The organism is Agrococcus terreus (genome assembly GCF_014645235.1).
Taxonomy (GTDB): Bacteria; Actinomycetota; Actinomycetes; order Actinomycetales; family Microbacteriaceae; genus Agrococcus; species Agrococcus terreus.
In genome coordinates this window covers 1,758,913-1,784,399 of record NZ_BMLM01000001.1, presented here as the reverse complement: position 1 = coordinate 1,784,399, position 25,487 = coordinate 1,758,913, and the positions used below count along the sequence as shown (strand labels likewise).

Below are 25,487 nucleotides of genomic sequence, written 5' to 3'. Positions count from 1 at the left end.
CGGATGGGGGACGCCGCAACGGATCTCAGCGGATGTTCACCCAGCGGCAACGCGACGGATACGAGGCGCCGCGGCCCCCGCCCGGCGTTCCGCGCCGCGCGGGTCAGTCCTCGATCTCGGCGTTCGGGTTGGCGGCGCGCACGAGGGCGATGGCGTCGGCGCGCTGCTGCTCCGCGTCGGCGCGCAGCGCCGCGGCGGACGCCTCGGCCTGGGTCAGCGCCGCGTCGCGTGCGGCGAGGTCGGCGCGGAAGCCCTCGAGCTCGTCGTGCCGGTACGTCAGCGACGCCTCCCAGCTCATCGTGACGGGCTCGGCACCGACGGGCCGGAGGGTCACCTCCCAGCGTCCGCGCTCCTCGACCGGCGTCGCCTCGAACTGCGCGAGGTCGGCGCTGTAGGCGGCGAGCGCGCTGTCGTAGGCGCGTCGGTCGGCGTCGAGCTGGGCGCGGGCCTGCGCGTTCTGCGACTCCTGCGCCGCAGCGGTCGAGAACGCCGCGTCGGCGGCCGCGATCGAGTCCTGGACCACGCTCGAGGCGCGGTGATGGGTGTCGACGAGCGCCGCGCGGTCGGTGAACCAGCGCGCGTAGAGGCGCTCGAGCTCGGCCGCGAAGCCGCCCGGCGGGTGGATCTGCGAGCCCAGGTACGAGAACCGCTCCGTGGCGAGCTTCGCGTCGTCGCCGTCGGTCGACCAGGCGATCTGCTCGTGCACCGGGTCATCGGCGGGCACGCCGGCGGTGGCCTCCGCGAGGAGCGGGTCGACCGTCGCCCGCTCCATCGGGCTGAGGCGCGCGTACGCGGCGTGGAGGAGCTCGTGCGCCGCCACGGTGACCATCGACTCCGCGAGCCGCTCGTCGCCCGGGCGGAAGATGTGGATGCGATCGTCGACGCGGTGCTGCGACCCGACGAAGCATCCGCCGGTGAAGACGCCGTCCGCGTCCGTGTCGCCCGCGCCGGCGCACGCCTCCTCGATCCGCTCGGCGTCCGCGAGCTCCGGCAGGGTCGAGAGGAAGAGCGTGCGGCCCTCCTCGGTGAGGAACATGCGGTCGGCGAGCGCGATCGCCTCCGGGTCGGCCTCCGGCAACGGGACAACAGCGGGCGGGGGAGTGACGGCGGGCGCCGGGCCCTGCGCGTCGGGCAGCGGCAGGTGGGGGAGCCCGGTGCAGGCCGAGAGCGCGAGCGCGGCAGCGACGGCGCAGGCGGCGGCGATCGCGGCGCGAGGCGCGAGGCGGCCGCGGCGCGGCGTGCGCGTGGCGGCGGGCTCGACCGGCGTCATCGGCTGCTCCAGGTGCTGTGCTGGACCCCATCGGCGATCGCACGAGGGTTCCTCAGGGTATCGGAGCGGCGCAGCCAGGGCGCGCTCCGCGCCGCTCAGTCGGGCCGGCCGTAGGCCTCCAGCAGGCGCAGCCAGACCTCGCTCATCGTCGGGTACGCGGGCACCGCATGCCACAGCCGCGCGATCGGCACCTCGCCGACGATCGCGATCGTCGCGGCGTGCACGAGCTCCGCGACGTCCTGCCCCACGAACGTGGCGCCGACGAGCACGCCGCGCGCCTCGTCGACCACGAGCTTCGCGCGGCCCTCGTAGCCGTCGGCCTGGAGGCTCGCACCGGCGACGGCGCCGAGGCCCTCCTCGACCGTGCGCACGTCGAGGCCGGCCTCGCGAGCCTCCGCCTCCGTGAGGCCGACGGCGGCGACCTCGGGATCCGAGAACACCACGCGCGGCACCGCCGCGTGGTCGGCGGTCGCCACGTGCTGGCCCCAGGAATCGTCGTGCACCGGGCGTCCCTGCAGCCGCGCCGCGATCGCCTCGCCCGCCGCGCGCGCCTGGTACTTGCCCTGGTGGGTGAGCTGCATGCGCCCGCTCGCGTCGCCGACGGCGGAGAGCCAGTCGGTGCCCGCGACGAGCATCGTGTCGTCGACGACGAGCTCGTCGGCGTCGACACCGACGGCCTCGAGCCCGAGGTCGTGGAGCGCGGGCGTGCGGCCGGCGGCCACGAGGAGCTCCTCGGCCCTCAGCACCGATCCGTCCTCGAGCTCGACCGAGACGATCCCGTCGTCGGCGCGATCGACGCGGGTCGGGGAGGTGCCGGTGCGCACGTCGATGCCCTCCTCGGCGAGCGCGGAGGCCACGAGCTCGCCCGCGAAGGGCTCTTCGCGGCCGAGCAGGCCGCCGCGCGCGAGCAGCGTGACCTGCGCCCCGAGCGAGGCGTGGGCGAGGGCGAGCTCGACTCCGGCGACGCCGCCGCCGATGACGACGAGCCGCGCCGGCACGTCGACGGCGGCGGTCGCCTCGCGGGTGCCCCACGGCGCTGCGTCGGCGAGGCCGGGGATGTCGGGCAGCTGCGGCACCGAGCCGGTCGCGAGCGCGACGGCGCGCGCCGTCCAGGTGCGCCCGTCGACCTCCACGCGGCCGCGGCCGACGAGCCGTGCGCGACCGCGGATGAGCTCGATGCCGGTCGTGCGCACCCACTCGACCTGGCTGCTGTCGTCCCATCCGTGCGTGAAGGCCGTGCGGCGCTCGAGCACCGCCGCGGCGTCGAGCGATCCGGTGATCGCCTCGCGCGCGCCGGGCACGCGCCGGGCGGCGCGGAGCGCGTGGCCGGAGCGCAGCAGCGCCTTCGAGGGCATGCACGCCCAGTAGGAGCACTCGCCGCCGACGAGCGCCTCCTCGACGAGCGCGACGCGGATGCCGCGCCTCGTCGCGAAGTCCGCGACGTTCTCGCCGACGGCGCCGCCGCCGATGACGATGAGGTCGAAGTCGTGCTGCGCTGCATGGGAGTCGGTCATGGCGACATCCTCGTGCATGCTGCTCCGCGGACGCAGCAATCTGCGCGCTGACGCGCCCGCCGTGGCGCGTGGCCGCATAGGGCCGACGAACTCGCGGCGCCAGCCGAGTCGCAAGAACCTTGCCACCACTCTGAAACGTCAGTGAGTAACTCGATGAAGTCGCTGCTGATTGCAGTAGGACCAGTCGTTTGCTATGTCGCTCGCTCGATAACCGGCACGGGTGCAATTAGATGAGGGCGTGGATCGTCTCGACCTATCCGTCACGACTGCGAGCCTTGCGCTGCGCCCTCCGCGAGTGGCGATCCTTATCCCGGAAGACCCGGAGTGGCGTCAATGGGCGGCGATGGCGTTAAGGGTGGCCTCCGGTTACTGGGGCGGCGGCGGCTACATCCTGGTTCCGTTCGACCGCAACACGTCGGCTCCGCGGAGCGAATTCGAAGGCATCGTCCGGGCGTACGACCCTGATCACGTCGTCGTGCTCAGCCTTACCGTAGGCCAACTAGAGGAACTGATCCCCGGCTCTGTGAACTTTGGGGAGCAACTGGACAAGGCAGAGAAGCAGCGACGTTTGAGTCATGTAGTCGGCATCACTCAAGATCCTGCCGCGCTTGAGGCACGGAGTCGCGTCGCCGAGTGGTGTTCGCCCATGCGACGCGATCTACTCCGCCGGGCGAGTGCGGGGCGCGCGCGGGAGGCCGTTACGTCGCTCGCGGAAGCGGACGAGAAACGTCGCCACCGTCCATTCGCACGACGCCCGCCGGCGCAAGGCAGGTTCGTTGCTGCGCACGAACGGTGGTCCTCAGATGCAGGATTGGCGGTCGCAGCGCGCTGTGGGGTTGCGCTCGGCGAGGACTCGCCCAGGCAGGAGCCCTCCGGTGATGTGTTCGAGTGGCTGCTTTCGGGCGGCTCACGTCCGGCTCCAGCCGAACTCATTGCTCGTCTTGGGCAGGACGACGCGGAACTAGGAGCAGAGCAGACGAGGACGTGGACGGAATCCGACCTCAACCTACGGTGGGTGACAAGTCAGTATTCGCGAGATCGTGTCGCGATCGTAGTTGGCGACACAGCTGCGGATTTTGCTCTCGCGCTGGCATACGGACGCCTACTCGGGCACAGTAGTTGGCTGCCCGCAGCCGCGATTGATGATAGGGGTCCATTACGGAACCGGATTGTGCAATCGTTGGCTAGGCTCGCCGACGATCTGGAGCACCAGGCCGGGTTCCTCGTCATCACCTCATTATCATTCGACGACGAGACCCTATCGGAACTGGCCGACAGCGTGCGCACTGCGTCTTATCGCGTGCTGATCGAGGGCATGAATGAGTCTGACCCTGATGAAGCAACCGTGCAAGTGCGGAATGTCCAGGTAGAGGCAAACTCTGGGCGTTACATCATCGAGGAGCATCTTGGAACATCGGTTCTTCTGCCGATGACGGCCGACGGCCCGACTGGCAGCTCGTCAGTCAATGGACTTGTCACTCCGGTCCCGAGCATGCACCTGTACCCAGGCGACTTGAGCCACCTTCCATTTTGGTACGTTGACGCCAGTATCGAAGGGGATGAGTCGCCCTCTGGCCGAGATATACCAGCCAGCGTATTGCTCGCCGACGGAGTGCCCGCGATTCCCGAAGTCGATATTCGGTCGAGTTCTGCCGGTATTTCCTACGATCCGAGCTCGCTTGGGTGGGTTTCGGGCGGATCTCTGCTACCCGGCAGGATCGGGCGCCCGAGGGTTAGGCGTCTGGCGATGCGGGGTTGGGTTGAAGGGATGGCGAGCGCGGCCGGTCTCGAGGTGCGACTCTCGCTTCCGGGCCGCCACGCGGATCTCGTTGCCAATCGCCTAGGATCGCGCGCGGCACTTGTCAGTCTCGTCAGTGGACAGTCACTAGACGCGCTCTCGCCTTTCGTTGTCCGGACAGACTGTCTGATTGAACCGGAGCAGAGGGTTGAGTTGTTTGGAGAGTATTTTTTGACGTTCGACGCAATGCTGCAGGCGGGCAAGCAGGGCGCGGACTCCACAGTCGCACTGGTTGACACGCTTTCTGAAGCCGGATTGCTGCGGCGTGGCATCATTGTCAATTGCATTGAGTGTGAGCGGCCCTCATTCATCGAGATCGGGAAGCTCGCGCAGGTCTACTCGTGCGGACGATGCTCGGCCAGCAATGCGCTGAGTTCAGCTCGCTGGCGAAAGGGAAACGAACCTCGATGGTTCTATGATCTTTCAGTTGCGTTCAGGGAGTTGCTCGCGCGCAATGGGCACGTCCCACTGCTTGCGTCTGCTCGGCTGGGTGCCGAGGCCCGGAAGTACTCCGACTGTCCTGAACTCGAGTTTGTTAGCCGTGATACCGGAAAGCCAGTAGCCGAAATCGACCTTGTCGGCAACGTGGATGATGAGATCGTTGTTGTCGAGGCGAAGACTGACGGCTCGTTCGGGTCTCGGAAGCGTCGCGACGCTCAACTTGGCAAACTCATGCGAATCGCTACTGACCTCCGCGCTGATCGCATTGTGCTCGCGACGACAGCGCGTCGATGGGCTCGAGCGGATCTGGACCGCCTGCGGCAGTTGGTCTCTGAATCGGATCGGCCGCGCGTGCGGGTCGAGGAGATGAACCAGCTGCGCTGACGTGCCGGTCAGATAACCCCCGGTTCACCTCCCGCACACCCGCAGGCCGCCCGCCGGACGAGTCCGGTTCAGACCGGCTCGACAGCCTCTGCGGGTGCCCACCACCAACCCGCATCGCTCGCGCCGGCGGCGCCGCGACGCGCTGGTCTTCCTCGCCTTCGCGGGGCCGAACCTGCTGCTCATCGCCGCGTTCATCTACTACCCGCTGCTGAGCAACCTGTTCTACTCGACGCTCAACTGGCGGATGGGCTCGACCCGGGCCACGAACGCGGGGTTCGACAACTACGTGCGCCTGTTCACCTCGCCCGCGGGCGCCGAGATGTGGCGCGTCACCATCACGTTCACGGTCGTCACGGTGCTCGCGTCGATGGTGCTGGGGCTGCTGGTGGCGCTGGCGCTCAACCACCGCGTCCCGGGCGTCACCGCCGGCCGCACCGCGATCTTCGCGCCCTACGTGCTCTCGGGCGTGGGCGTCGGGATGGTGTGGAACTTCATCTTCGACCCGCAGCTCGGCGTGCTCGGCCACGTGCTGCGCACCCTCGGCGCGCGCTCGCCCGAGTGGTACCTCGACGGCGACCTCGCGCTCGTCATGGTGATGATCGTCTACGTCTGGAAGAACCTCGGCTTCTGCGCCGTCGTCTTCCTCGCGGGCCTTCAGTCGATCCCGAAGGACCTCATGGAGGCGGCGCGCATCGACCGCGCCGGGGCGCTCCGCCGCTTCTTCCGCGTGACGCTGCCGCTGCTGTCGCCCACCGTCTTCTTCCTGACCGTGACGACGATCCTCAGCTCGATGCAGGCGTTCGACATCCTCAAGATCATGACGCCGTCGGGCAACGGCACGAACACGATCGTGTTCGAGCTGTACCTGCAGGGCTTCGGGCCGTACCAGAACGCCGGCTACGCCGCAGCGATCTCGGTCGTGCTCTTCGTCGTGCTGTTCGCCATCACCGCGTTCCAGATGCGGTACGTCGAGAAGCGGGTGCACTACGCATGAGCGCGATCCACGTCTCCGAGTGGCGCCAGGCCTTCTCGCGCCGCAACCTCGCCGCGACCGTCGCCGGCGGCTACCTGCCGATCCTCATCGCGATGGCGATCATCGTGCTGCCGCTCCTCTGGATGGCGGTCGCGTCGTTCAAGCCCGCGGGCGAGATCATCACGATGCAGCCCACGTTCCTGCCGCAGGAGCCGACGCTCGACAACTACCGGCACGTGGCGGGCACGGTGCCGCTGCTCACGGTGCTCGGCAACAGCCTCATCGTCACGATCGTCGGATCGGTCATCAAGGTCGTGCTCGCGGTCACGACCGCGTACGCGCTCGTGTTCATCGACTTCCGGTTCAAGAACGCGGTGTTCCTCGCGATCCTCGTGGCGCTCATGGTGCCGCCGGAGGCCGCGCTGCTGCCCAACTACATGACCATCTCGGCGCTCGGCGGGCGCAACACCCTGTGGGGCATCATCCTCCCCGGGCTCGGCACCGCGTTCGGCACCTTCCTGCTGCGCCAGCAGTTCAAGACCCTCCCGAAGGACCTCCTGGAGGCGGCGGCGCTCGACGGCGCGGGGCACGCGAAGCGGCTGTGGCGCATCGTCGCGCCCGTCTCGGCGCCCACCATCGCCACCGTCGCGCTCGTGACGATCGTGGGGGAGTGGAACAGCTTCATGTGGCCGCTCATCATCACCGACTCCGTCCACATGATGACCCTGCCCGTCGGCCTCAACCTCCTGCAGTCGATCGAGGGCCAGACCGGCAGCTACGGCTACCTCATGGCCGGCGCCGTGCTCGTCATCGTGCCCGTGCTCGTCGTCTTCGCCGCCCTGCAGCGCTTCATCGTGAGCGGGCTCACGCAGGGCGCCGTCAAGTAGCCGCGGCGCATCCGACCCCACCGACCGACCGACCAACCATCACCCACCGCACCCACGAGGAGCATCCATGTCCCGCACCCCCCAGCGCGCCGCGCGCGCCACGACCGCGATGGCCGCGCTCGGCATCGCCGCGGTCACCCTCACCGCCTGCGGCCCCGCCGTCGGCTCGACCGGCGCGGACGCCGCCGCCGAGACCGACTGGTCGGCCGTCGAGCCCGCCGAGTCGATCAGCTTCTGGACCAACCACCCCGGCGGCTCGCAGGCCATCGAGCAGGAGCTCGTCGACTCGTTCACCGAGGAGACCGGCATCGAGGTCGAGATCGTGACCGCCGGCGCCAACTACGAGGAGGTCTCGCAGCGCTTCCAGACCGCGCAGACCTCGGGCGACGTCGGCGACCTCGTCGTCATGTCGGACGCCACGTGGTTCACGAACCACGTCAACGGCTCGCTGCTGCCCGTCGACGACGTGTTCGCGGCCGCCGGCGGCGACTCGTCGACGTACAACACGACGCTCTTCGACGACTACCTCTACGAGGACGCGCACTACGCCGTGCCGTACGCGCGCTCGACGACGATCTACTACTACAACGCCGACCACTACGCCGAGGCCGGCATCGCCGAGGCGCCCACCACGTGGGAGGAGGTCGCCGAGAACTCGCAGGCGCTCATCGACGCCGGCGTGACCGAGACCGCCTTCAGCTTCCCGCCCGCCGAGGACTACCCCGCCTGGATGATGAACAACATCGTCTGGGGCTACGGCGGCGGCTGGTCGGACGAGTGGGACGCGAGCGCCGTCACGAGCGACGAGACCGTCGCGGCCGTGCAGTTCGCGCAGGACGCGGTGCAGGACGGCTGGGCCAACGTCTCGAGCGGCTCGCCGGCCGACGACTTCGCCGCGGGTGCCACGAGCCAGTTCATCGGCTCCACGGGCTCGCTCGGCGGCGTCACCGAGACGGCCGGGTTCGAGGTGGGCGTCGCGATGCTCCCCGGCGGCCCGGTCGAGCAGGAGCTCGTCGTGCCCACGGGCGGCGCCGGCATCGCCATCTCGTCGGCCTCGACCCCCGAGGAGCAGCTCGCAGCGGCGATGCTCGCCGACCACCTCACGTCGGCCGAGCACACGGTGACGTTCTCGTCGCAGACGGGCTACGTGCCGGTCCGCTCCGACGCCGACGCCAGCGCGCTCTACGCCGAGAACCCGAACTTCCGGGTCGCGGTCGAGCAGCTCGAGACCCGCACGCGCACCCAGGACTACCTGCGCGTGTTCCTCCCGGGCGGCGACCTGGCGCTCGCGACCGCGCTGCAGCGGATCCTCACCACGGATGCGGACGTCGCCGAGTCGCTCGCGTCGCTCCAGACGGAGCTCGAGGGCCTGTACGAGAACGACCTCCGGCCGCAGCTCGAGGGCTGACGACCACCTCTGAAGGAAGCAGGACCACCATGGTCAACGTCTCGCTGGCAGGCCTCACCCTCACGTACCCGGGCGCCTCGAGGCCCTCGATCGACGCGATCGACCTCGAGATCGAGCACGGCGAGCTCCTGGTGCTCGTCGGGCCGTCCGGATGCGGCAAGTCGACGACGCTGCGGGCCCTCGCGGGGCTCGAGTTCCCCGAGTCGGGCAGCATCGCCTTCGGCGACCGCGACGTGACGGGCCTCGACGGCAGCGAGCGCGACGTGGCCATGGTGTTCCAGAGCTACGCGCTCTACCCGCACATGACGGTGGCCGGCAACATGGAGTTCTCGCTGAAGAACACCAAGGTGCCGGCCGCCGAGCGGCAGCGCCTCGTGGCCGACGCGGCGGCGCTGCTCGAGCTCGACGGCCTGCTCGAGCGCAAGCCGCGCGAGCTCTCGGGTGGCCAGCGGCAGCGCGTCGCCATGGGGCGGGCGATCGTGCGCCGGCCGGCCGTGTTCCTCATGGACGAGCCGCTGTCGAACCTCGACGCCAAGCTGCGCGTGCAGACCCGCGGCCAGATCGCGGCCCTGCAGCGCACCCTCGACGTCACGACCGTCTACGTCACGCACGACCAGACGGAGGCGATGACGATGGGCGACCGCGTCGTCGTCATGAACCACGGCCGCATCGAGCAGGTCGGCACGCCCCGCGAGCTCTACGACGAGCCCGAGACGCTGTTCGTCGCGGGCTTCATCGGCTCGCCGCAGATGAACCTCGTCGAGGGCTCGTGGTCGGATGCGGAGGGCGCGCGCGTGGGCGACCTCGCGCTGCCGTTCCGCGCGTCCGCGCCGCACTCCGGCACGGCGCTCACCTACGGCATCCGGCCCGAGGACCTCGAGCTCGTGGCCGCGCCGGCCGAGGACGCCGCGGCCATCCGGCTCGTCGTCGATCTCGTGGAGGAGCTCGGCTCCGACACGTTCGTCTACGGCACCGGCCACGGCGCCCGCTGGACGGCGCGCCTGCCGAAGGGCGCGCGCCCCGCGATCGGCGACGAGCTCGCCTTCGCGGTTCGGGGCGACGCGGTGCTCGCGTTCGAGCCGACGACGGGCCACCGCATCCGCTGACCCACGCGCACGACGACGAGGGCCCCGCTGCTCGGCGGGGCCCTCGTCGTCGCGTCGCGCTACGGCCGGATGAGCACCTTGAGCGCCTCGCGCGAATCCATGAGCCGGTAGGCCTCGGCGATCTCGTCGAGCGGCAGCTCGCGGTCGAAGACGCGGCCGGGCTCGATCGTGCCGTCGAGCACGAGCGGGAGCGCCTGCTCGAGGTAGGCGCGCACCGTGGCGGGGCCGCCCGTGAGGGTGGCGTTCTTGCCGAACAGCGACGCGAAGCCGACCGGCGCCTCCTCGTACTGCGGCACGCCGACGCGCGAGATCGTGCCGCCGGGGCGGACGACGCCGTAGGCCTGCTCGTAGGCCGGCATGTGACCGACGGCCTCGAGCACGACGTGCGCGCCCTCGCCGCCGGTGAGCTCGAGCACCTTCGCGATGCCCTCCTCGCCGCGCTCGGCGACGACGTGGGTGGCGCCGAACTCGCGGCCGAGGTCGGTGCGCGAGGCGTGGCGGCCCATGAGGATGATCGTCTCGGCGCCGAGCTGCTTCGCGGCGAGCACGGCCGAGAGGCCGACGGCACCGTCGCCGATCACGACGACGCTCCTCCCCGCCTCGACGCCGCCGCGCACGGCCGCGTGGTGGCCGGTGAGGTAGACGTCCGAGAGCGTGAGCAGCGAGGGCATGAGCGACTCGTCGGTGCCTGCGGGGATGACGACGGCCGTGCCGTCGGCCTGCGGCACGCGGAGGCGCTCCGCCTGCGTCGCGCCCGTCTCGAGCGCGTCGAAGAAGCCGCCGTGCACGCACGAGGTGGTGATGCCGTCGCGGCAGAAGGCGCAGGTGCCGTCCGAGAACGCGAACGGGACGATGACGGTGTCGCCCACCGACAGGGTGGTGACGTCGGCGCCGAGCTCCTCGACGACGCCGATGGCCTCGTGGCCCATCGGCCGGCCCTCGGGCGTCGCCTCCAGGTCGTGGTACGGGTGCAGGTCGGATCCGCAGACGCACGCGTGGGTGACGCGGATGATGGCGTCGGTGGGCTCGACGATCGTCGGATCGGCGACCTCGGCGACGCGGACGTCGCCCGCGCCGTACATCAGGGTGGCTCGCATGAGCGCTCCTCTCTGGGCCCGTCCGGTGGACGGGCGGTGGGATGGATCGGGTGTGGGGATCGGGGCGGTCAGGCGCCGTACTCGGCGTCGGTGACGTGCTCGCCCCAGACGGCGGCAGGCTGGCCGGGCAGGGTGTCCCAGACCGCGACGTGCGTCATGAAGGAGTCGTGCGCCGCGCCGTGCCAGTGCTCCTCGTCCGGCGGGCAGATGACGGTCTCGCCGGCGCGAACGGCGACGCGCTCGCCGCCGCGGGCCTGCACGAAGGCGATGCCCTCGACGACGTGGAGGGTCTGGCCGCCGGGGTGCGAGTGCCAGGCGGTGCGGGCGCCGGGCGCGAAGCGCACGATGCCGGCGCTCGCCTGCTGGCCGTCGACGCCGGGCGTCGCGACGGGGTCGAGCCAGACGTCGCCCGTGAACTGCTCGGGCGGGTTCTTCGTCGTGGGGTGGCGATGGAGCTGCATGGTGCCTCCTCGGTCGTCGGACGGGATGCATCCACCTCACCGCGTCGCGGGGGATCGAGGGAGAGCCCTGCCGTGACGGGTTCCGGCAGACCCTCCCTCGGGCCGATGTGCGAGGGCTACCGTCGAGGCCATGGACAACCGTGCCGAGGTCAGGGAGTTCCTCGTCAGCCGCCGCGCCCGGATCACGCCGGAGCAGGCCGGCGTCGAGACCTTCGGCGACCGCCGGCGCGTGACCGGCCTGCGGCGCGAGGAGGTCGCGCGCCTCGCCGGCGTCAGCGTCGACTACTTCACGCGGCTCGAGCGCGGCAACCTCGGCGGCGTCTCCGACGAGGTGCTCGACGCGATCGCCCGCGCGCTGCAGCTGGACGACGCCGAGCGCGAGCACCTGTTCGACCTCGCCCGAGCGTCGCAGGCGTCCCCGCGCGCGCAGCGGAGGCCGCTGGCAACCGAGGTGCGGCCCGAGGTGCGCTACCTGCTCGACGCCATCACCGAGGCGCCGGCGATCGTGCTCAACCACCGCATGGACCTCGTCGCGGGCAACGAGCTCGGCCACGCGCTGCACTCGCCGATGTACGCCGGGGCCGAGCGGCCGGTCAACATCTCGCGTTTCATCTTCCTCGACCCGCGCGCGAAGGACTTCTTCTCGGACTGGCAGCGCAGCGCCGACACGAATGTCGCGATCCTGCGCGGCGAGGCGGGCCGGAACCCGCACGACGCGGGGCTCGCATCGCTCATCGGCGAGCTGTCGATGCGGAGCGAGGAGTTCCGCACGCTGTGGGCGGCGCACGACGTGCGGCGCCACTACGCCGGCATGAAGCGCTTCGTGCATCCGGTGGTGGGCGAGCTCGAGCTGCACTACCTCTCGGTGCCGCTGCACGGGGATCGCGGCATGACGCTCACGACGTACCCGGCGGTGCCGGGCTCGGCGAGCGCGGATGCGCTGCGGCTGCTCGCGTCGTGGGCGGCGAGCGAGGGAGTCCTCGCGAGGGCGGATCCCACCGCGGCCACCAAGCGGCGCGGCGCGGTCGCGAAGGGCTGAGCCTGCGCAGCGCCGCGCGCTGTCGACGGTCGAGGCGGTCGCTGCGGCCCGCCGTCAGCGGAGGCGGTTGTCGCGCACCTGCGCGACGACGCGCTCGAGGTCTTCGCCTTCGGCCGCCTCGTAGCTCTCGGCGAGCGTCGCCCGCGGGTCGTGGCGCACCGCCAGCCGCTCGATGGCGGCCCAGGCGAGCGTCTGCTCGGGGTCGAGGGCCTGCAGGCGCTCGCGCACGTGCGCCTCGGCCTCCTGCTTCGTCGTGTGGCGGCTCATCTGCCGATCGTCGCAGATCGGGGGACAGGCGTCGAGGTCTCGAGACGGCAGCGCCCTGCGGGCGGGGCCTCCTCGACCAGCGGGGATGGCCTCAGCCGAGGATCGCCCGGAGGGTGCGCACGACGCCCTGCTCGTCGTTCGAGGGCGCGACGTGGCGGGCGCTTGCGAGCACGGCGTCGTGCGCGTTCGCCATCGCGACGGTGTGCGCGGCGGCCTCGAACATCGGGAGGTCGTTGAGGTAGTCGCCGAAGACGAGCGTCTGCTCGGCGGTGATGCCGAGCCGCTCCTGCAGGGCGCGCACCGCGGTGCCCTTGTCGACGTCCGGCCGCTGCACGTCGATCCAGTGTCGCGAGCCCGAGCGCACGGTGAGGTCGGGCAGCGCCGCGGCGAGCCGCTCGGCGACGTCGGAGTCGGGGGCGCGCAGGTCGAGCACCGAGACCTTCACGATCTCGTCGTCGACGTCGGCGAGGTCGTCGACGATCTCGAGCGCCCGGAAGTAGCGGTGGACGTGCTCGAGGAACGCCTCGTCGTCGCGCTCCACGTACGCCGAGCGCACGCCGCAGAGCACCGCGCCCACGTCGTGGTCGGGTGCCGGCATCGCGCGCACCGCGGCGAGCGCGGCGTCCGCACGGCCGAGGGGGAGCGGTGCCGCCGCGACCAGCTCGTCGCCGCGGCGGACGTGCGCGCCGTTCTCGGCGATGACGACCGTCTCGGCGCCGGGCTCCAGCACGCCGACGATCGCGGCGTGCTGCCGCCCGCTCGCGGGTGCGAACGCGACGCCGCGGCGGGCGAGCTCGGCCGCGAGGTCGGCCCAGCCGGGCGGCGGCGCGCCCGTGCCGTCGAGGAAGGTGCCGTCCATGTCGGAGACGACGAGGCGGAGGTCGGCGGCGGAGGGCAGGGCGTGCGTGGCGTGGGTCTGGGTCATCGTGGCTCGCCTCCATGGTCCCAGAGCGCGGACCCATGCACCGGGATGCGGCGATCCGCCTTGGCGGTGAGCCTGGTTGCCTGTTATACAGGCAGGGCCATCCCGCCTCCGACGTCAGGAGCCCCATGCCCGCCCCCACCATCGCGCCGAGCGCGCCCGCCGGCCTCGCCGCCGGCGCGAGCCTCACCGCCGTCTCCGTCGCGGACGCCGCCGCCGAGCACCTCCGCGGCCTCCTCTTCTCGGGCGCGCTCGAGGCCGGGCAGGAGCTGCGCGACACCGTGCTCGCCCAGCAGCTGCGCATCGCGCGCCCCACCGTCCGCATCGCCGTCCAGCGGCTCGTCGCCGAGGGCCTGCTCGAGCGCGAGCCCGGCCAGAGCGCGCGGGTGCGCACGTTCTCGGCCGCCGACGTCGCCGACCTGTACCGGATGCGCCGCCTCATCGAGTGCGAGGCCGTGCGCGCGGTGGTCGAGCAGCGCCTCGACACCGTCGGCATCGAGCGCGCGATGGGCGCATTCCGCGCCGTCGGCGACGCGTGGGGCGACGGCCCCGACGCCGACCTCGCGTTCCACGCGGCGGTCGTCGACGCGGCGGGCTCGCCGCGCCTGAGCCGCCTCTTCGCCGCGGTCGCCGCCGAGTCGCGGCTCGTCGTCGCGCTGCTGCGCGCGAGCTACGCGACCCCCGCCGATCTCGCGCACGAGCACGAGTCGCGCCTCGAGGCGCTGCGCGGCACCGACGCCGACCGCGCCGTCGCCGTGTGGGCGGCGCACCTCGACGACGCGGAGCGCTCGATCGTCGCCTCGCTGGAGGCCGGAGCCGGTGCCGATGAGAGCAGTGCCGATGAGAGCAGCGCCGATGCCGACCACGGCGCGGCCACCGACGCCGAGGCGGTGCGCGCATGAGCCGCCGGCACGTCGTCGACGTCATCGCCGGCGACGGCATCGGCCAGGAGGTCGTGCCCGCCGCGCTCGCCTGCGTCGACGCGGTGGCGCGGCGCTTCGGCTTCGAGGTCGAGTGGCGCCACCGCGACTGGGGCTCCGACCACTACCGCGCCCACGGCTCGATGATGCCGGAGGACGGCCTCGACCAGCTGCGCACCGGCGACGCGATCTTCCTCGGCGCCGTCGGCGACCCCGGCATCCCGGACGACGTGACCCTCTGGGGCCTCCTCATCCCGATCCGCCGCGCCTTCCAGCAGTACGTGAACCTCCGCCCCGTGCGCACCGTGCCGGGGCGCGAGGGCGCCACCGAGATCGACGTGCTCATCGTGCGCGAGAACGTCGAGGGCGAGTACAGCGAGATCGGCGGCCGCTACGGCCGCGGCACGCCCGACGAGCTCGCCGTGCAGGAGGCGATCTTCACGCGCCGCGGCATCGAGCGCATCACGCGCTACGCGGCCTCGCTCTCGAAGGAGCGCACCGGGACCCTCATCTCGGCGACGAAGTCGAACGGCATCATCCACACGATGCCGTTCTGGGACGAGGTCGTGCGCGAGGTGGCGGATGCGGAGGGCGTGGAGGTCGACAGCGTGCTCATCGACGCGCTCGCGGCCCGCTTCGTGCTTGCGCCGGGCTCGCTCGACGTCGTGGTCGCCTCCAACCTGTTCGGCGACATCCTCTCCGACCTCGCGGCCGCCGTCGCGGGCTCGATCGGCATCGCCCCGAGCGCCAACCTCAACCCCGACCGCTCCGCGCCGTCGCTGTTCGAGCCGGTGCACGGCTCGGCGCCCGACATCGCCGGGAAGGGGCTCGCGAACCCGACCGCCGCGATCTGGGCGGCGTCGATGATGCTCGACCACCTCGGCGAGGAGGAGGCCGCCGCCGTGCTGCTCGACGCGTGCTTCTCGAGCCTCGCCTCGGGCGTCTCGACGCGCGACCTGGGCGGCACCGCCTCGACGCAGGAGTGCGTCGACGACGTGCTGCGGCGGCTCGACGAGGTCGACCAGGGCCAGGGAGCGCAGTGACGCCCGACGAGCGGCGCCGGGTCGCGCTCGTCACGGGCGGCACCTCGGGCATCGGCGTCGAGATCGCGCGCCGGCTCGTCGCCGACGGCTACCTCGTCGTCGTCACGGGGCGCTCGGAGGAGCGCGGCCGAGCGGTCGAGCGCGAGCTCGCGCCGCTCGCCCGCTTCGTGCAGGCCGACCTGACCGAGGAGGGGGCGGCCGAGGCGGTCGTCGCGAGCGCGGTGGCGCTCACGGGCGGCATCGACGTGCTCGTGAACAACGCCGCCATCGACCACACCGGCCCGCTGCTCGACGTGCCGGCGGCGGAGGTGCGGGCGACCTTCGAGACGAACGCGCTCGCCGCCATCGCGGTGCTGCAGGCGGCCGGACGCGCGATGCGCGACGCCGCCCGCGGCGGGGCGATCGTGAACGTCACCTCGCGCCTCGCGAGCATCGGCGTGCCCACCATGGGTGTCTACAGCGCGTCGAAGGGCGCGCTGCTCGCGCTGACCACCGCGGCGGCGGTCGAGCTCGCGCCGCTCGGCATCCGCGTCAACGCGGTCGCGCCGGGCATGACGCGCACGCCGCTCTACGAGGAGTGGGTGGCGGCGCAGGACGACCCGGCGGCGACCGAGCGGCGCGTGGCCGCGGCGATCCCGCTCGGCCGCATCGCCGATCCGACCGACGTCGCGGCGGCGGTCGCCTACCTCGCCAGCCCGGAGGCCGCCTACGTGACGGGCGTCTCCATCCCCGTCGACGGCGGCTACCTGGCCCAGTAGCCGCCCACCGCTGGTCGAGGAGCGCGCCGCCGCAGGCGGCGCGCGTCTCGAGACCACCCCGACACGCCGAAGGCCCCGGAGGCAGGACCTCCGGGGCCTTCGAGCGGCAGCAGCCGTCAGCGCGTCTCGCGCCGCGCGATGCTGAAGTAGCGGATGCTCTCGTACTCCTCGAGCCCCTCCGCGCTGCCCTCGCGGCCCACGCCCGACTGCTTCACGCCGCCGAACGGTGCCGCGGCGTTCGAGGGCACGCCCTGGTTGATGCCGACGATGCCGGTCTCGAGCGCATCCGCCACGTTGAGCGCGCGGTCGAGGCTCTCGGAGAAGACGTAGCCGGCGAGGCCGAACTCGGTGTTGTTGGCGCGCGCGATCGCCTCCTCCTGCGTCGAGAAGCGCTGCACCGCGGCGATGGGGCCGAAGATCTCGGTCTGCGCGATCTGCGACTCGGGCGAGACGCGGTCGAGCAGCGTCGCGGCGAAGAAGTGGCCGGGGCCGTCGACCGCCGTGCCGCCGACGCGCAGCTCCGCGCCGTGCGCGACCGCGTCCTCCGTGAGCGCCTGCATCGATCGCACGGCGCGGTCGTCGATGACGGGGCCGAGGGTCGTGTCCTCGCCGAGGCCGGAGCCGAGCCGCACGGCCGCGAGCCGCTCGGCGAGCGCCTCGACGAACGCGTCGGCGATGCCGTCCTGCACGTAGATGCGGTTGGCGCCGATGCACGACTGCCCGCCGTTGCGGAGCTTCGCCGCGAGGGTGCCCTCGACGGCGCGCTCGAGGTCGGCGTCGTCGAAGACGATGAGCGGCGCGTTGCCGCCGAGCTCCATCGAGGTGCGCAGCACGTTGGCGGAGGCGAGCTCGAGCAGCGTGCGGCCCACGGGCGTCGAGCCGGTGAACGAGACCTTCCGCACCCGCTCGTCGCGCAGCACGGCCTCGCTGAACGCCGACGAGCTCGAGGTCGTGACGACCTGCACGAGGTCCTCGGGGATGCCGGCGCGGCGGCCGAGCTCGACGGCGAGGATCGTCGTGAGCGGCGTGAGGGTGGCGGGCTTCACGATCGCGGCGTTGCCGGCGGCGAGCGCGGGCGCGATCTTGCGGGTGGCCATCGCGAGCGGGAAGTTCCACGGCGTGATGAGCACCGACAGGCCCACGGGGGAGCGTCGCGTGACGATCTGCGAGCCGCCCGAGGGCGACTCCCGCCAGTCGCCGCGCGGCCGCACGGCCTCCTCGGCGTACCAGCGCACGAAGTCGGCGCCGTACTGCACCTCGCCGCGCGCCTCGGCGAGCGGCTTGCCCATCTCGCGCGTGATGAGGTGCGCGAGGTCGTCGGCGTGCTCGACGAGCAGCGCGTACCAGGCGTGGAGCACGTCGGCGCGCTGGCGCGGCGTCGTGCGGGCCCAGGAGCGGCCGGCGGCGTCGGCGCGGGCGACGGCGTCGAGCGAGCCCGCGACGTCGACGTCGGCGATCGAGGCGATGCGCTCGCCCGTCGCGGGATCGTGGACGGCGATGCCGTCGGCGGGGAGGCCGAGGCCCGCGATGACGCGGTCGGCGGTCCGCAGGCGGGCGGGGTCGGCCGCGATGAGCGGCAACTGCTGGGCGGTGAGGGTCATCGGGAGCCTTCCTCGGTGATCGCGTGCTCGATGGCGGCGACGAAGGAGACGAGCTCCGCGTCGTCGATGATGAAGGGCGGGCTGATCTGCAGCGTGTTGCCGCGCAGCGGCCGCGAGATGAAGCCGAGCTCGACGAGCGCGTCCGTCACGCGCTCCGCGACGAGGTGCTCGGCGAGCGAGATGCCGCCGAGGAGGCCCGCGACGCGCACGTCGACGACCTCGGGGCGGCGCTCCGCGAGGCCTGCGAGCTCGCGCGCGAGCACCTGCTCGAGCTCGGCGACGCGCGGCAGCAGGCCGTCGCGCTCGAGGATGTCGAGGTGCTCGAGGGCGACCGCGGCGGCGGTGGCGTGCCCCGAGTAGGTGGCGCCCCAGCGGAAGATCGGCGTCTCGGGGCTGTCGACGAAGAACGGCTCCCAGATGCGCGGGGCCGCGAGCACGCCGCCGAGCGGCGCGTAGCCCGAGGTCACGCCCTTCGCGAAGGTGAGCAGGTCGGGCTCGATGCCGTAGCGCTCGGCGGCGAACATCGTGCCGGTGCGGCCGAAGCCCGTGATGACCTCGTCGATGACGAGCAGGATGTCGTGCTCGCGGCAGATGCGCTGGAGGCGCTCGAAGTAGCCGTCGTGCGGCGGGTGCACGCCGCCGGTGCCCTGCACGGGCTCGGTGACGAAGGCGGCGATGCGGTGGGCGCCGAGCTCGGCGATGCGAGCCTCGAGCGCGTCGAGGTCGTGCTGCGGGACTCGAGAGGTCTCGGGCACGAGGGAGTCGGTGCCGTAGCCCTCGCGGTTGAAGTCGAGGCCCGCGATGCTCGTGCCGTAGGCGTGGAGGCCGTGGTACGAGAACTCGCGGCTGAGGATGATCGTCTTCTCGGGGCGGCCCTCGCGCTGCCAGTGGCGCCGCGCGAGCTTGCAGGCGAGGTCGATCGCGTCGGAGCCGCCGGAGTTCAGCAGCACCTTCGGCCGCTCGATGGGGGAGATCGCGGCGAGGCGCTCGCCGAGCGCGAGGGCGCGGTCGTTCGAATAGCGCGCGAACTGGTGGTACGTCTCGAGCCTGAGCATCTGCTCGTGCGCGACGCGGGCGAGGTCGCGGTGCGCGTGGCCGACGTTCGCGTGCCACAGCCCCGCGGTGCCGTCGAAGAGGCGACGCCCGTCGGTCGTGTGCACGTAGGCGCCCTCGCCGCGCTCGATGACGAGCTGCCGGCCGATGACGGTGGGCGTGTGCGCCTGCGCCGGCCACAGGGCGGGGGCGTCGAGGATGCGCCCGGTCGCGGTGGCGACGGTGTCGGTGACGGTCATCGGAGACTCCTTCGTGTCGATGATTCGTGTCGATGCTCTGTGTCGCTGCGCGGTGTCGAGGTCGGTGTCGACGATGCGTGCGATGCGCGCGGCGGGGTGGCGCCGCTCCCGGTCACGCTAGGGGTTGCCATGCGTCGGAGGAAGCGACGCTTCGTGACCGTTGCTCGTCGGATCCGCTGACGGACCCTGACTGATGGCCGAAGCGGTGCGAGCGCCGGTCAGAGCTCGCGCTCGACGGCGTGCCGGAGCGCCTCGAGCGCCGGGTGGCGGTGCGCGCCGGCGCGGGCGACGAAGAGGATGCTGCGGTGCTGGTCCGCGGGGAGCAGGTCGCTCGGCCGCAGCGACGCGCCCGCCTCCCGCACCACGATGTCCGGCAGGAACGCCGCGGCGAGCCCGGCCTCCACCATCCGGAGGTGGAACAGCACGTCCGACGACTCGTGCGCGATGCGCGGCTCGATGCCGAGCTCGCGGCACACGCGGAGCGCCCACTGGGTCGACGCGGCGGTCGGCGGCTCCATCACCCACGGCACGGCGCGCAGCTGCTCGAGGTCGGCGGCGTCGACGCCCTCCGGCAGGTAGCAGCGGATCGGGTCGCGCGCGAGCAGCCACGAGCGCACGCCGGAGCCGAGGCGGTCGGCGGTGCCGGGGAAGGTGTCGGTCAGCACGGCGTCGACCTGGTGGCTCACGAGCTGCGCCGCCGCCTCCTCGGGGGTGGAGAGGCGGATGCGCACGTCGAGTCCCGGGTACTCCTCTCGCAGCCGCACGAGCACGCGCGGCAGCGCGACCCGGCTGATCGACGCGAAGGCGGCGAGCGTCACGACGCCCTGCGCGCGCTCGTGCGCGGTCGCGAGGTCGGCCTCCGCCCGCTCCACCGCGGCGAGGATCGCCTCCGTGTTGCGCACGAGCTCGATGCCGACGGGGGTGAGGCGCGCCGTGCGGCCGACCCGTTCGAGCAGCTGCGTGCCCGTCTCGCGCTCGAGCTGCGCGAGCTGCTGCGAGATCGCCGAGTGGCTGTACGAGAGGGCGCGGGCCGCCGCGGTGATGCCGCCGTGCAGCCACACCTCGCGCAGCAGCGTCAGCCGATGCAGGTCGAGCATCGCGCCCCTCCGTTCGGTCAGCACCGTTCCGTCAGCCCAACAGTAGGGCGGAGCGCGATCCGTCACGATCCCCGACGAGGATCGGTCGCGAGCCGCGGGATCGGAGCGCTATCGGGCGCATGGCGCTGGGCGTAGTGTCAGCAACCGCCGCGCGACGCCCCGCACGGCCTCACCACAGCACGAAGGAGCGCTGCGATGGCACGCATCCCGGGCACCGGCGGGCGCCGATCCCGCTACGACCACCCCGTCTCGCCGGAGACCTCGTCAGGCCTCGTCCTGCAGGAGCCCGGCCCGAGCAAGAAGCTCCGCTCGCGGCACGTGACGATGATCACGCTCGGCGGCATCATCGGCGCGAGCCTGTTCGTCGGCTCGGCGAACATCATCAAGTCGGTCGGCCCGGCCGCGACGCTCTCGTACCTCATCGGCGGCCTGCTCGTCTTCCTCGCCATGCGGATGCTCGGCGAGATGGCGGCCGCGCGCCCCGCGGTCGGCTCGTTCATGGAGTACGCCCGCGTCGGTCTCGGCAATTGGGCCGCCTACATCGTCGGCTGGCTCTACTGGTACTTCTGGGTCGGCGTCATCGCCTACGAGGCCGTCGTCGGCGGCGGCATGCTGAACGCCTGGTTCCCGGCGCTGCCCGCCTGGGCCGGCTCGCTCATCCTGCTGGCGATCTTCGTCACGACGAACCTCATCTCGCTCCGCTCGTTCGGCGAGACGGAGTTCTGGCTCGCGAGCATCAAGGTCGTCGCGATCGTCGTCTTCCTCGTGGTGGGCGCCCTCTTCGCCTTCGGCCTGTGGCCGAACGCGACCATCTCGATCGACAACCTCTGGGTGAACGATGGCTTCATGCCCAACGGCTTCGGCGTCGTCATCTCGAGCGTCGCGCTCGTGCTGTTCTCGTACTTCGGCACCGAGATCGCCGTGATGGCCGCTGCCGAGTCGGAGAACCCGGCCAAGGGCATCCGCCAGGCCGCGCACACGGTCATCTGGCGCGTCATGCTCTTCTACGTGGGCGCCGTCCTCGTGATCGTCACGATCGTGCCGTGGGACGAGCTGCCCTCGCCCGACGTGATCGCGCCGTTCAGCTACGTCTTCGACCTCTTCGGCGTGCCGGGCGCGGAGACGATCATGAGCATCGTCATCTTCACCGCGGTCATCTCGGTGCTGAACTCGGGCACCTACTCGGCCTCACGCATGTTCGCGGCCCTCGCCGAGCAGCGGCTCGCACCCCGCGCGGTCGCGAAGCGCAGCAAGCGGGGCGTGCCGGTGCTCGCGGTCATCGCCTCGACGATCGGCGGCCTCGTCGCGACGGTCGTGAACTTCCTCGCGCCGAGCTCGGGCATCTACGAGTTCATCATGAACTCCACCGGCCTCGTGGCGCTCTTCGTCTACGTCTTCATCGCCGTCACGCAGTGGCGCCTGCGATCGCGGATGACGCAGGAGGAGAAGGATGCGCTCACGCTCAAGGTGTGGCTCTTCCCGTGGCTCAACGTGCTCGTGATCCTCGGCGCCATCGGCATCGTGGGCATCATGCTCACCACGGAGGGCGGCCGCACGCAGGTGCTCACGAGCTTCATCGCCGCCGGCGCGCTCGTGCTGTTCTGGCCGATCGTGCGCCGCAACCTCAAGGCCGCGGGCATCCGCGACGGCGATGCCGCCGACCCGGCGCTCGCCGGGGCGCCGGCCGCGGCCGAGGCGGGCCCGCTGCGGGCGGCCGCGGAGGTCGATGAGGAGGAGCAGCGCGCCGCGGGGCGCGCCGAGCACCAGTAGCCACTCCGTCTGCGAACGAGGGGTCCGGCGCCTGCGCCGGGCCCCTCGTCGCGTCCGTGGCCCCGTCACCCGGCCGGACGCCGCGGTCTCGGAGCCGTCGGCCGGCGGGATCGTGGCTGGCAGGATCGCGGCTGGCAGGATCGATGCATGCTGACGGACCTCGCCCTGCCGCATCCGCTCACCGGTCCGCCGGCGGCCGCCGAGGTGCGGCGGGCGACCCGCGACGACCTCGCGTCGCTCGTGGCGCCGCTCGCCGACGACGCGATCGCCGCCGGGCGCGGCGACGCCGACCTGCCCGAGGACCCGGCGTACGCGCGGGCGATGGAGGCGGTGCTCGCGAGCCCCGACGACGAGCTGATCGTGGTCGAGGTCGACGGCGCCGTCGCCGCGACCGCGCAGCTCACGAGGATGCCGTGCATGGCGCGCCGCGGCGCCACGCGCCTCATCGTCGAGGCCGTGCGGGTCGGCGCCGCGCACCGGTCGGCGGGGCTCGGGTCGGCGCTCTTCGGTTGGATCGCCGAGCACGCCGCGCCTGCGCTCGGCGCCTCGATCGTCCAGCTCACCACCGACCGGCGACGCGAGGACGCGCAGCGCTTCTACGAGCGGCTCGGATACGAGGGGTCGCACGTGGGCTTCACGCTGCTGCTCGACGCGGGCGACCGCGGCGCGGCAGGATCGGAGCACGGCTCGGGCGGGAGGTGATGGGCGTGCGACGGATCGCTGCGCTGCCCGCCCTGGGCGTCGCGCTCCTCGTGCTCGCGGGGTGCGGCACGCCGAGCGATGCGCCGCCGCCGCGCGCGACGGGGCCGGCCAGCACCTCCGGGCCGTCCGAGGCCCTGACCTCGGCGGCGCCCGAGACGGTCACGACGGTCGCCGAGGGACTCGCGGCGCCCTGGTCGATCGCGTTCCACGAGGGCGCGCCGCTCGTGAGCGAGCGCGACTCCGCGCGCATCCTGGAGGTCGCCGACGACGGCGCGCTCCGCGAGGTGGCCGTGATCGAGGGCGTGCTCGCGCGCGGCGAGGGCGGGCTGCTCGGCATCGCCGTGCGGGACGGCTGGCTGTACGCGTACTCGACGACGGCGGACGGCAATCGCGTTGAGCGCTACGCGCTGACGGGGGAGCGCGGCGCGCTCGCGCTGGCGGACGGCGAGACGATCCTCGACGGCGTCCCGTCGGCCGGCAACCACAACGGCGGCCGCATCGCGTTCGGGCCCGACGGGATGCTCTACGTCACGACCGGCGACGCCGCGCAACCGGCGCTTGCGCAGGACCCTGGATCCCTCGCGGGCAAGATCCTGCGGCTCGAGCCCGACGGCTCCGTGCCCGCGGACAACCCCATCGCGGGTTCGCCCGTCTGGAGCCTCGGCCACCGCAACCCGCAGGGCATCGCCTGGGACGACGACGACACGATGTACGCCGCGGAGTTCGGGCAGGACACGTGGGACGAGCTCAACGTGATCGAGCCCGGCGCGAACTACGGCTGGCCCGAGGTCGAGGGCGCGGAGGGCCGCGAGGGCTTCGTCGATCCCGTGCAGCAGTGGGCGACCTCGGAGGCGAGCCCGAGCGGCATCGCGGTCGCGGGCGGCGAGGTGGTGATCGCGAACCTGCGCGGCGCGCGGCTGCGCGCCGTGCCGCTCGACGACCTCGGCGCCGCCAGCGAGCCGCTGGCGGGCCAGGGCCGGCTGCGCGACGCCGTCGTGGCGCCCGACGGCTCGCTCTGGGTGCTCACGAACAACACCGACGGCCGCGGGGCGCCCCGCGACGGCGACGACCGGATCCTGCGGGTGCCGGTGGGCTGAGCGTCGCAGCGAGCGCCGCTGCAGCTCAGCCGGCCCGGCGCCGGTCGCGCACCTGCACGCCGCCGCCGGGCCGCGCGCCCACCTCGAAGAGCTCGGTCGCGCGGACGAGGTCGGAGAGCTTCGCGTAGCCCCAGTTGCGCGAGTCGAAGTCGGGATGCTGCTTCCGCATGAGCGACCCGACCGCCGCGAGGTCGCCGAAGCCGTCCTCGCCGGACGCCGTCTCGACCGCAGCGCGCAGCCGGGCGACGAGCCTCGTGTCGCTGCGCAGCCGGCTCGTCGGCACGCGGCCGGGCACGGCGGCCGGCTCGCGGCCGGCGTCGTCCGCGACGGGCGCCTCGAGCACCTCGAGGTAGGTGAACGAGTCGCAGGCGTTGCGGAACGACTCGGGCGTCTTCCGCTCACCGAAGCCGTAGACCGTCACGCCCTCCTCGCGGATGCGGGAGGCGAGCCGGGTGAAGTCGCTGTCGGACGAGACGATGCAGAACCCGTCGAAGCGGCCAGCGTGCAGCAGGTCCATCGCGTCGATGATGAGCGCGCTGTCGGTGGCGTTCTTGCCGGCGGTGTTCGCGAACTGCTGGATCGGCTGGATCACGTGCTCGCTCGCGGCCGACTTCCAGCTCGAGAGCCTCGGCGAGGTCCAGTCGCCGTAGACGCGCTTTACGGAGGCGGTGCCCACGCGCGCGACCTCGGTGAGCACGGCGCCGATCCGCGAGGGCGCGACGTTGTCGGCGTCGACGAGCACGGCGAGCAGGTCTTGAGGCGTCGTCATGCGGCAAGCATGCCAGGCGGAGCCTCTCGCGACCGGCGTGCACCGAGCGGCCGCTGCCGAGCGCGGCCTAGGGTGCTTCGGTGCACATCCGTGCCGGTCAGAGCGCCGGCAGGACGATGACCGCGACGAACAGGCCGAGGAGCCCCAGGACGATCGCGCCGCCGATCGAGATGAGGATCGTGAGCGCGCGGCGGTCGCCCGGCGTGAAGCTCTGCGGGTCGCGCGGGGGTCGGGCCGCGGCGGCGGGCTTCGTGCGGTGCGGCATGGCGAGCTCCTCGGTCGGATGCATCGTAGGCGGATGGTTCGTACACTAAGCATATGCCGATCCCGAGCGCCGCGCACGCCCCATCCGCCATCGAGCTCGCCGACGAGCCCGACGCCCTCGCGCTCGAGCGGCAGGTGTGCTTCGCGCTCACGGTCGCGTCGCGCGGCGTCGTGCAGGCGTACCGGCCGGTGCTCGAGCCGCTCGGCCTCTCGCATCCGCAGTACCTCGTCATGCTCGCGCTGTGGGGATCGTCGCCGCTGTCGCTCACCGAGCTCAGCCGCTCGCTGCGCGCCGATCCGGCCACGCTCTCGCCGCTCGTCAAGCGGCTCGAGGCCGCCGGCCTCGTCACGCGCGGCCGGCGCGCGGCCGACGAGCGCACGCTCGACATCGCGCTCACGGCCGACGGCGCGGCGCTCCGCGAGCGCGCGCTCGCCGTGCCCGGCACGATGGCCGAGCGCCTCGGGCTCGACCTCGCGCAGCTCGAGCAGCTGCACGTGCTCATGACGACGCTCATCGGCGCCGTCGACCGCGCGCAGGAGGCTCAGCATCGGGAGCCGGGGGAGCATCCGGGGGAGTAGCGTCCGAGGAGCGGGCGGCGCCGGCCGT

24 protein-coding genes are annotated in these 25,487 nt (G+C 72.4%); 13 read left to right on the top strand and 11 right to left on the bottom strand.

Annotated features, from left to right (window positions below):
- Positions 1-103: 103 nt before the first annotated feature.
- Positions 104-1,270, bottom strand: a complete 1,167-nt coding sequence (locus IEW90_RS08650; RefSeq protein ID WP_188717745.1) for a hypothetical protein — start codon at positions 1,268-1,270, stop codon at positions 104-106.
- 95 nt (positions 1,271-1,365) lie between these two features.
- On the bottom strand, positions 1,366-2,784 hold the full coding sequence (locus IEW90_RS08645; protein ID WP_188717744.1) for a dihydrolipoyl dehydrogenase family protein: 1,419 nt from the start codon (positions 2,782-2,784) through the stop codon (positions 1,366-1,368).
- A 295-nt stretch (positions 2,785-3,079) separates the two neighbouring features.
- Between IEW90_RS08645 and IEW90_RS08640 the strand changes: the two genes are divergently transcribed.
- From IEW90_RS08640 to IEW90_RS08620, 5 genes are all read left to right on the top strand, one after another.
- Entirely contained in the window at positions 3,080-5,407 is a 2,328-nt protein-coding gene (locus IEW90_RS08640; RefSeq protein ID WP_188717743.1) for a hypothetical protein, read from the top strand.
- Positions 5,408-5,495: 88 nt separating this feature from the next.
- Positions 5,496-6,401 carry a carbohydrate ABC transporter permease gene (locus IEW90_RS08635; RefSeq protein ID WP_188718095.1) on the top strand — a complete coding sequence of 302 codons (906 nt, stop codon included), beginning with the start codon at positions 5,496-5,498 and terminating at the stop codon, positions 6,399-6,401.
- A complete protein-coding gene (locus tag IEW90_RS08630; RefSeq protein ID WP_188717742.1) occupies positions 6,398-7,267 on the top strand; it encodes a carbohydrate ABC transporter permease in 870 nt (289 codons plus the stop codon). Before IEW90_RS08635 ends, IEW90_RS08630 begins: the two co-directional genes overlap by 4 nt.
- Positions 7,268-7,334: 67 nt before the next feature.
- The gene (locus tag IEW90_RS08625) at positions 7,335-8,675 is read left to right on the top strand and encodes an ABC transporter substrate-binding protein (protein ID WP_188717741.1); all 1,341 of its coding nucleotides are present in this window, start codon (positions 7,335-7,337) and stop codon (positions 8,673-8,675) included.
- 29 nt (positions 8,676-8,704) lie between these two features.
- Positions 8,705-9,781, top strand: a complete 1,077-nt coding sequence (locus IEW90_RS08620) for an ABC transporter ATP-binding protein (protein WP_188717740.1) — start codon at positions 8,705-8,707, stop codon at positions 9,779-9,781.
- A gap of 59 nt (positions 9,782-9,840) precedes the next feature.
- On the opposite strand, the gene IEW90_RS08615 is transcribed toward IEW90_RS08620, so the two are convergent.
- Positions 9,841-10,878 (bottom strand): zinc-binding dehydrogenase, encoded by a 1,038-nt coding sequence (locus tag IEW90_RS08615; protein WP_188717739.1) that lies wholly within the window; start codon positions 10,876-10,878, stop codon positions 9,841-9,843.
- A gap of 68 nt (positions 10,879-10,946) precedes the next feature.
- The gene (locus IEW90_RS08610) at positions 10,947-11,339 is read right to left on the bottom strand and encodes a (R)-mandelonitrile lyase (protein ID WP_188717738.1); all 393 of its coding nucleotides are present in this window, start codon (positions 11,337-11,339) and stop codon (positions 10,947-10,949) included.
- Between the two features lie 130 nt (positions 11,340-11,469).
- Between IEW90_RS08610 and IEW90_RS08605 the strand changes: the two genes are divergently transcribed.
- Complete coding sequence (locus tag IEW90_RS08605) at positions 11,470-12,378, top strand: helix-turn-helix transcriptional regulator (RefSeq protein WP_188717737.1); 909 nt, start codon at positions 11,470-11,472, stop codon at positions 12,376-12,378.
- A gap of 54 nt (positions 12,379-12,432) precedes the next feature.
- On the opposite strand, the gene IEW90_RS08600 is transcribed toward IEW90_RS08605, so the two are convergent.
- Both IEW90_RS08600 and IEW90_RS08595 read right to left on the bottom strand, forming a co-directional pair.
- A complete protein-coding gene (locus tag IEW90_RS08600; protein ID WP_188717736.1) occupies positions 12,433-12,645 on the bottom strand; it encodes a hypothetical protein in 213 nt (70 codons plus the stop codon).
- Between the two features lie 91 nt (positions 12,646-12,736).
- Positions 12,737-13,570 carry an HAD family hydrolase gene (locus IEW90_RS08595; protein WP_188717735.1) on the bottom strand — a complete coding sequence of 278 codons (834 nt, stop codon included), beginning with the start codon at positions 13,568-13,570 and terminating at the stop codon, positions 12,737-12,739.
- A 125-nt stretch (positions 13,571-13,695) separates the two neighbouring features.
- Between IEW90_RS08595 and IEW90_RS08590 the strand changes: the two genes are divergently transcribed.
- The 3 genes from IEW90_RS08590 to IEW90_RS08580 are packed head-to-tail and all read left to right on the top strand — an operon-like array spanning position 13,696 to position 16,288.
- On the top strand, positions 13,696-14,469 hold the full coding sequence (locus IEW90_RS08590) for a GntR family transcriptional regulator (RefSeq protein WP_188717734.1): 774 nt from the start codon (positions 13,696-13,698) through the stop codon (positions 14,467-14,469).
- Complete coding sequence (locus IEW90_RS08585) at positions 14,466-15,530, top strand: tartrate dehydrogenase (RefSeq protein WP_188717733.1); 1,065 nt, start codon at positions 14,466-14,468, stop codon at positions 15,528-15,530. The genes IEW90_RS08590 and IEW90_RS08585 overlap by 4 nt, the downstream gene beginning before the upstream one ends.
- Positions 15,527-16,288, top strand: a complete 762-nt coding sequence (locus IEW90_RS08580) for an SDR family NAD(P)-dependent oxidoreductase (RefSeq protein WP_188717732.1) — start codon at positions 15,527-15,529, stop codon at positions 16,286-16,288. The genes IEW90_RS08585 and IEW90_RS08580 overlap by 4 nt, the downstream gene beginning before the upstream one ends.
- A 116-nt stretch (positions 16,289-16,404) precedes the next feature.
- Here IEW90_RS08580 and IEW90_RS08575 read toward each other — a convergent pair whose 3' ends face one another.
- The 3 genes from IEW90_RS08575 to IEW90_RS08565 form a co-directional block, all read right to left on the bottom strand.
- Positions 16,405-17,889 (bottom strand): NAD-dependent succinate-semialdehyde dehydrogenase, encoded by a 1,485-nt coding sequence (locus IEW90_RS08575; protein WP_188717731.1) that lies wholly within the window; start codon positions 17,887-17,889, stop codon positions 16,405-16,407.
- Positions 17,886-19,181 (bottom strand): aminotransferase family protein, encoded by a 1,296-nt coding sequence (locus tag IEW90_RS08570; RefSeq protein WP_188717730.1) that lies wholly within the window; start codon positions 19,179-19,181, stop codon positions 17,886-17,888. The genes IEW90_RS08575 and IEW90_RS08570 overlap by 4 nt, the downstream gene beginning before the upstream one ends.
- A 218-nt stretch (positions 19,182-19,399) precedes the next feature.
- Positions 19,400-20,278: a LysR family transcriptional regulator gene (locus tag IEW90_RS08565; protein WP_188717729.1), complete on the bottom strand. Its 879-nt coding sequence runs from the start codon at positions 20,276-20,278 to the stop codon at positions 19,400-19,402.
- Positions 20,279-20,473: 195 nt separating this feature from the next.
- On the opposite strand from IEW90_RS08565, the gene IEW90_RS08560 reads away from it, so the two are divergent.
- The 3 genes from IEW90_RS08560 (at position 20,474) to IEW90_RS08550 (ending at position 23,847) form a co-directional block, all read left to right on the top strand.
- Entirely contained in the window at positions 20,474-22,048 is a 1,575-nt protein-coding gene (locus IEW90_RS08560) for an amino acid permease (protein WP_229679562.1), read from the top strand.
- Between the two features lie 147 nt (positions 22,049-22,195).
- Positions 22,196-22,750, top strand: a complete 555-nt coding sequence (locus IEW90_RS08555) for a GNAT family N-acetyltransferase (RefSeq protein ID WP_188717728.1) — start codon at positions 22,196-22,198, stop codon at positions 22,748-22,750.
- Positions 22,750-23,847 carry a PQQ-dependent sugar dehydrogenase gene (locus IEW90_RS08550; protein WP_188717727.1) on the top strand — a complete coding sequence of 366 codons (1,098 nt, stop codon included), beginning with the start codon at positions 22,750-22,752 and terminating at the stop codon, positions 23,845-23,847. Before IEW90_RS08555 ends, IEW90_RS08550 begins: the two co-directional genes overlap by 1 nt.
- A gap of 25 nt (positions 23,848-23,872) precedes the next feature.
- Here IEW90_RS08550 and IEW90_RS08545 read toward each other — a convergent pair whose 3' ends face one another.
- Together IEW90_RS08545 and IEW90_RS08540 are read right to left on the bottom strand one after the other, a co-directional pair.
- Positions 23,873-24,616, bottom strand: coding sequence for an NYN domain-containing protein (locus IEW90_RS08545; protein ID WP_188717726.1), 744 nt, complete (start codon positions 24,614-24,616; stop codon positions 23,873-23,875).
- A gap of 97 nt (positions 24,617-24,713) precedes the next feature.
- A complete protein-coding gene (locus tag IEW90_RS08540) occupies positions 24,714-24,881 on the bottom strand; it encodes a hypothetical protein (protein WP_188717725.1) in 168 nt (55 codons plus the stop codon).
- A 53-nt stretch (positions 24,882-24,934) separates the two neighbouring features.
- On the opposite strand from IEW90_RS08540, the gene IEW90_RS08535 reads away from it, so the two are divergent.
- Complete coding sequence (locus IEW90_RS08535; RefSeq protein WP_188717724.1) at positions 24,935-25,459, top strand: MarR family winged helix-turn-helix transcriptional regulator; 525 nt, start codon at positions 24,935-24,937, stop codon at positions 25,457-25,459.
- Positions 25,460-25,487 lie beyond the last annotated feature (28 nt).

Bases quoted from the DNA above. Each gene is read 5' to 3' on its own strand.
- IEW90_RS08650 (WP_188717745.1), bottom strand. From the start codon at position 1,270: ATGACGCCGGTCGAGCCCGCCGCCACGCGCACGCCGCGCCGCGGCCGC.
- IEW90_RS08645 (WP_188717744.1), bottom strand. From the start codon at position 2,784: ATGACCGACTCCCATGCAGCGCAGCACGACTTCGACCTCATCGTCATC.
- IEW90_RS08630 (WP_188717742.1), top strand. From the start codon at position 6,398: ATGAGCGCGATCCACGTCTCCGAGTGGCGCCAGGCCTTCTCGCGCCGC.
- IEW90_RS08625 (WP_188717741.1), top strand. From the start codon at position 7,335: ATGTCCCGCACCCCCCAGCGCGCCGCGCGCGCCACGACCGCGATGGCC.
- IEW90_RS08620 (WP_188717740.1), top strand. From the start codon at position 8,705: ATGGTCAACGTCTCGCTGGCAGGCCTCACCCTCACGTACCCGGGCGCC.
- IEW90_RS08615 (WP_188717739.1), bottom strand. From the start codon at position 10,878: ATGCGAGCCACCCTGATGTACGGCGCGGGCGACGTCCGCGTCGCCGAG.
- IEW90_RS08610 (WP_188717738.1), bottom strand. From the start codon at position 11,339: ATGCAGCTCCATCGCCACCCCACGACGAAGAACCCGCCCGAGCAGTTC.
- IEW90_RS08605 (WP_188717737.1), top strand. From the start codon at position 11,470: ATGGACAACCGTGCCGAGGTCAGGGAGTTCCTCGTCAGCCGCCGCGCC.
- IEW90_RS08600 (WP_188717736.1), bottom strand. From the start codon at position 12,645: ATGAGCCGCCACACGACGAAGCAGGAGGCCGAGGCGCACGTGCGCGAG.
- IEW90_RS08595 (WP_188717735.1), bottom strand. From the start codon at position 13,570: ATGACCCAGACCCACGCCACGCACGCCCTGCCCTCCGCCGCCGACCTC.
- IEW90_RS08590 (WP_188717734.1), top strand. From the start codon at position 13,696: ATGCCCGCCCCCACCATCGCGCCGAGCGCGCCCGCCGGCCTCGCCGCC.
- IEW90_RS08585 (WP_188717733.1), top strand. From the start codon at position 14,466: ATGAGCCGCCGGCACGTCGTCGACGTCATCGCCGGCGACGGCATCGGC.
- IEW90_RS08575 (WP_188717731.1), bottom strand. From the start codon at position 17,889: ATGACCCTCACCGCCCAGCAGTTGCCGCTCATCGCGGCCGACCCCGCC.
- IEW90_RS08570 (WP_188717730.1), bottom strand. From the start codon at position 19,181: ATGACCGTCACCGACACCGTCGCCACCGCGACCGGGCGCATCCTCGAC.
- IEW90_RS08565 (WP_188717729.1), bottom strand. From the start codon at position 20,278: ATGCTCGACCTGCATCGGCTGACGCTGCTGCGCGAGGTGTGGCTGCAC.
- IEW90_RS08560 (WP_229679562.1), top strand. From the start codon at position 20,474: ATGGCACGCATCCCGGGCACCGGCGGGCGCCGATCCCGCTACGACCAC.
- IEW90_RS08555 (WP_188717728.1), top strand. From the start codon at position 22,196: ATGCTGACGGACCTCGCCCTGCCGCATCCGCTCACCGGTCCGCCGGCG.
- IEW90_RS08550 (WP_188717727.1), top strand. From the start codon at position 22,750: ATGGGCGTGCGACGGATCGCTGCGCTGCCCGCCCTGGGCGTCGCGCTC.
- IEW90_RS08545 (WP_188717726.1), bottom strand. From the start codon at position 24,616: ATGACGACGCCTCAAGACCTGCTCGCCGTGCTCGTCGACGCCGACAAC.
- IEW90_RS08540 (WP_188717725.1), bottom strand. From the start codon at position 24,881: ATGCCGCACCGCACGAAGCCCGCCGCCGCGGCCCGACCCCCGCGCGAC.
- IEW90_RS08535 (WP_188717724.1), top strand. From the start codon at position 24,935: ATGCCGATCCCGAGCGCCGCGCACGCCCCATCCGCCATCGAGCTCGCC.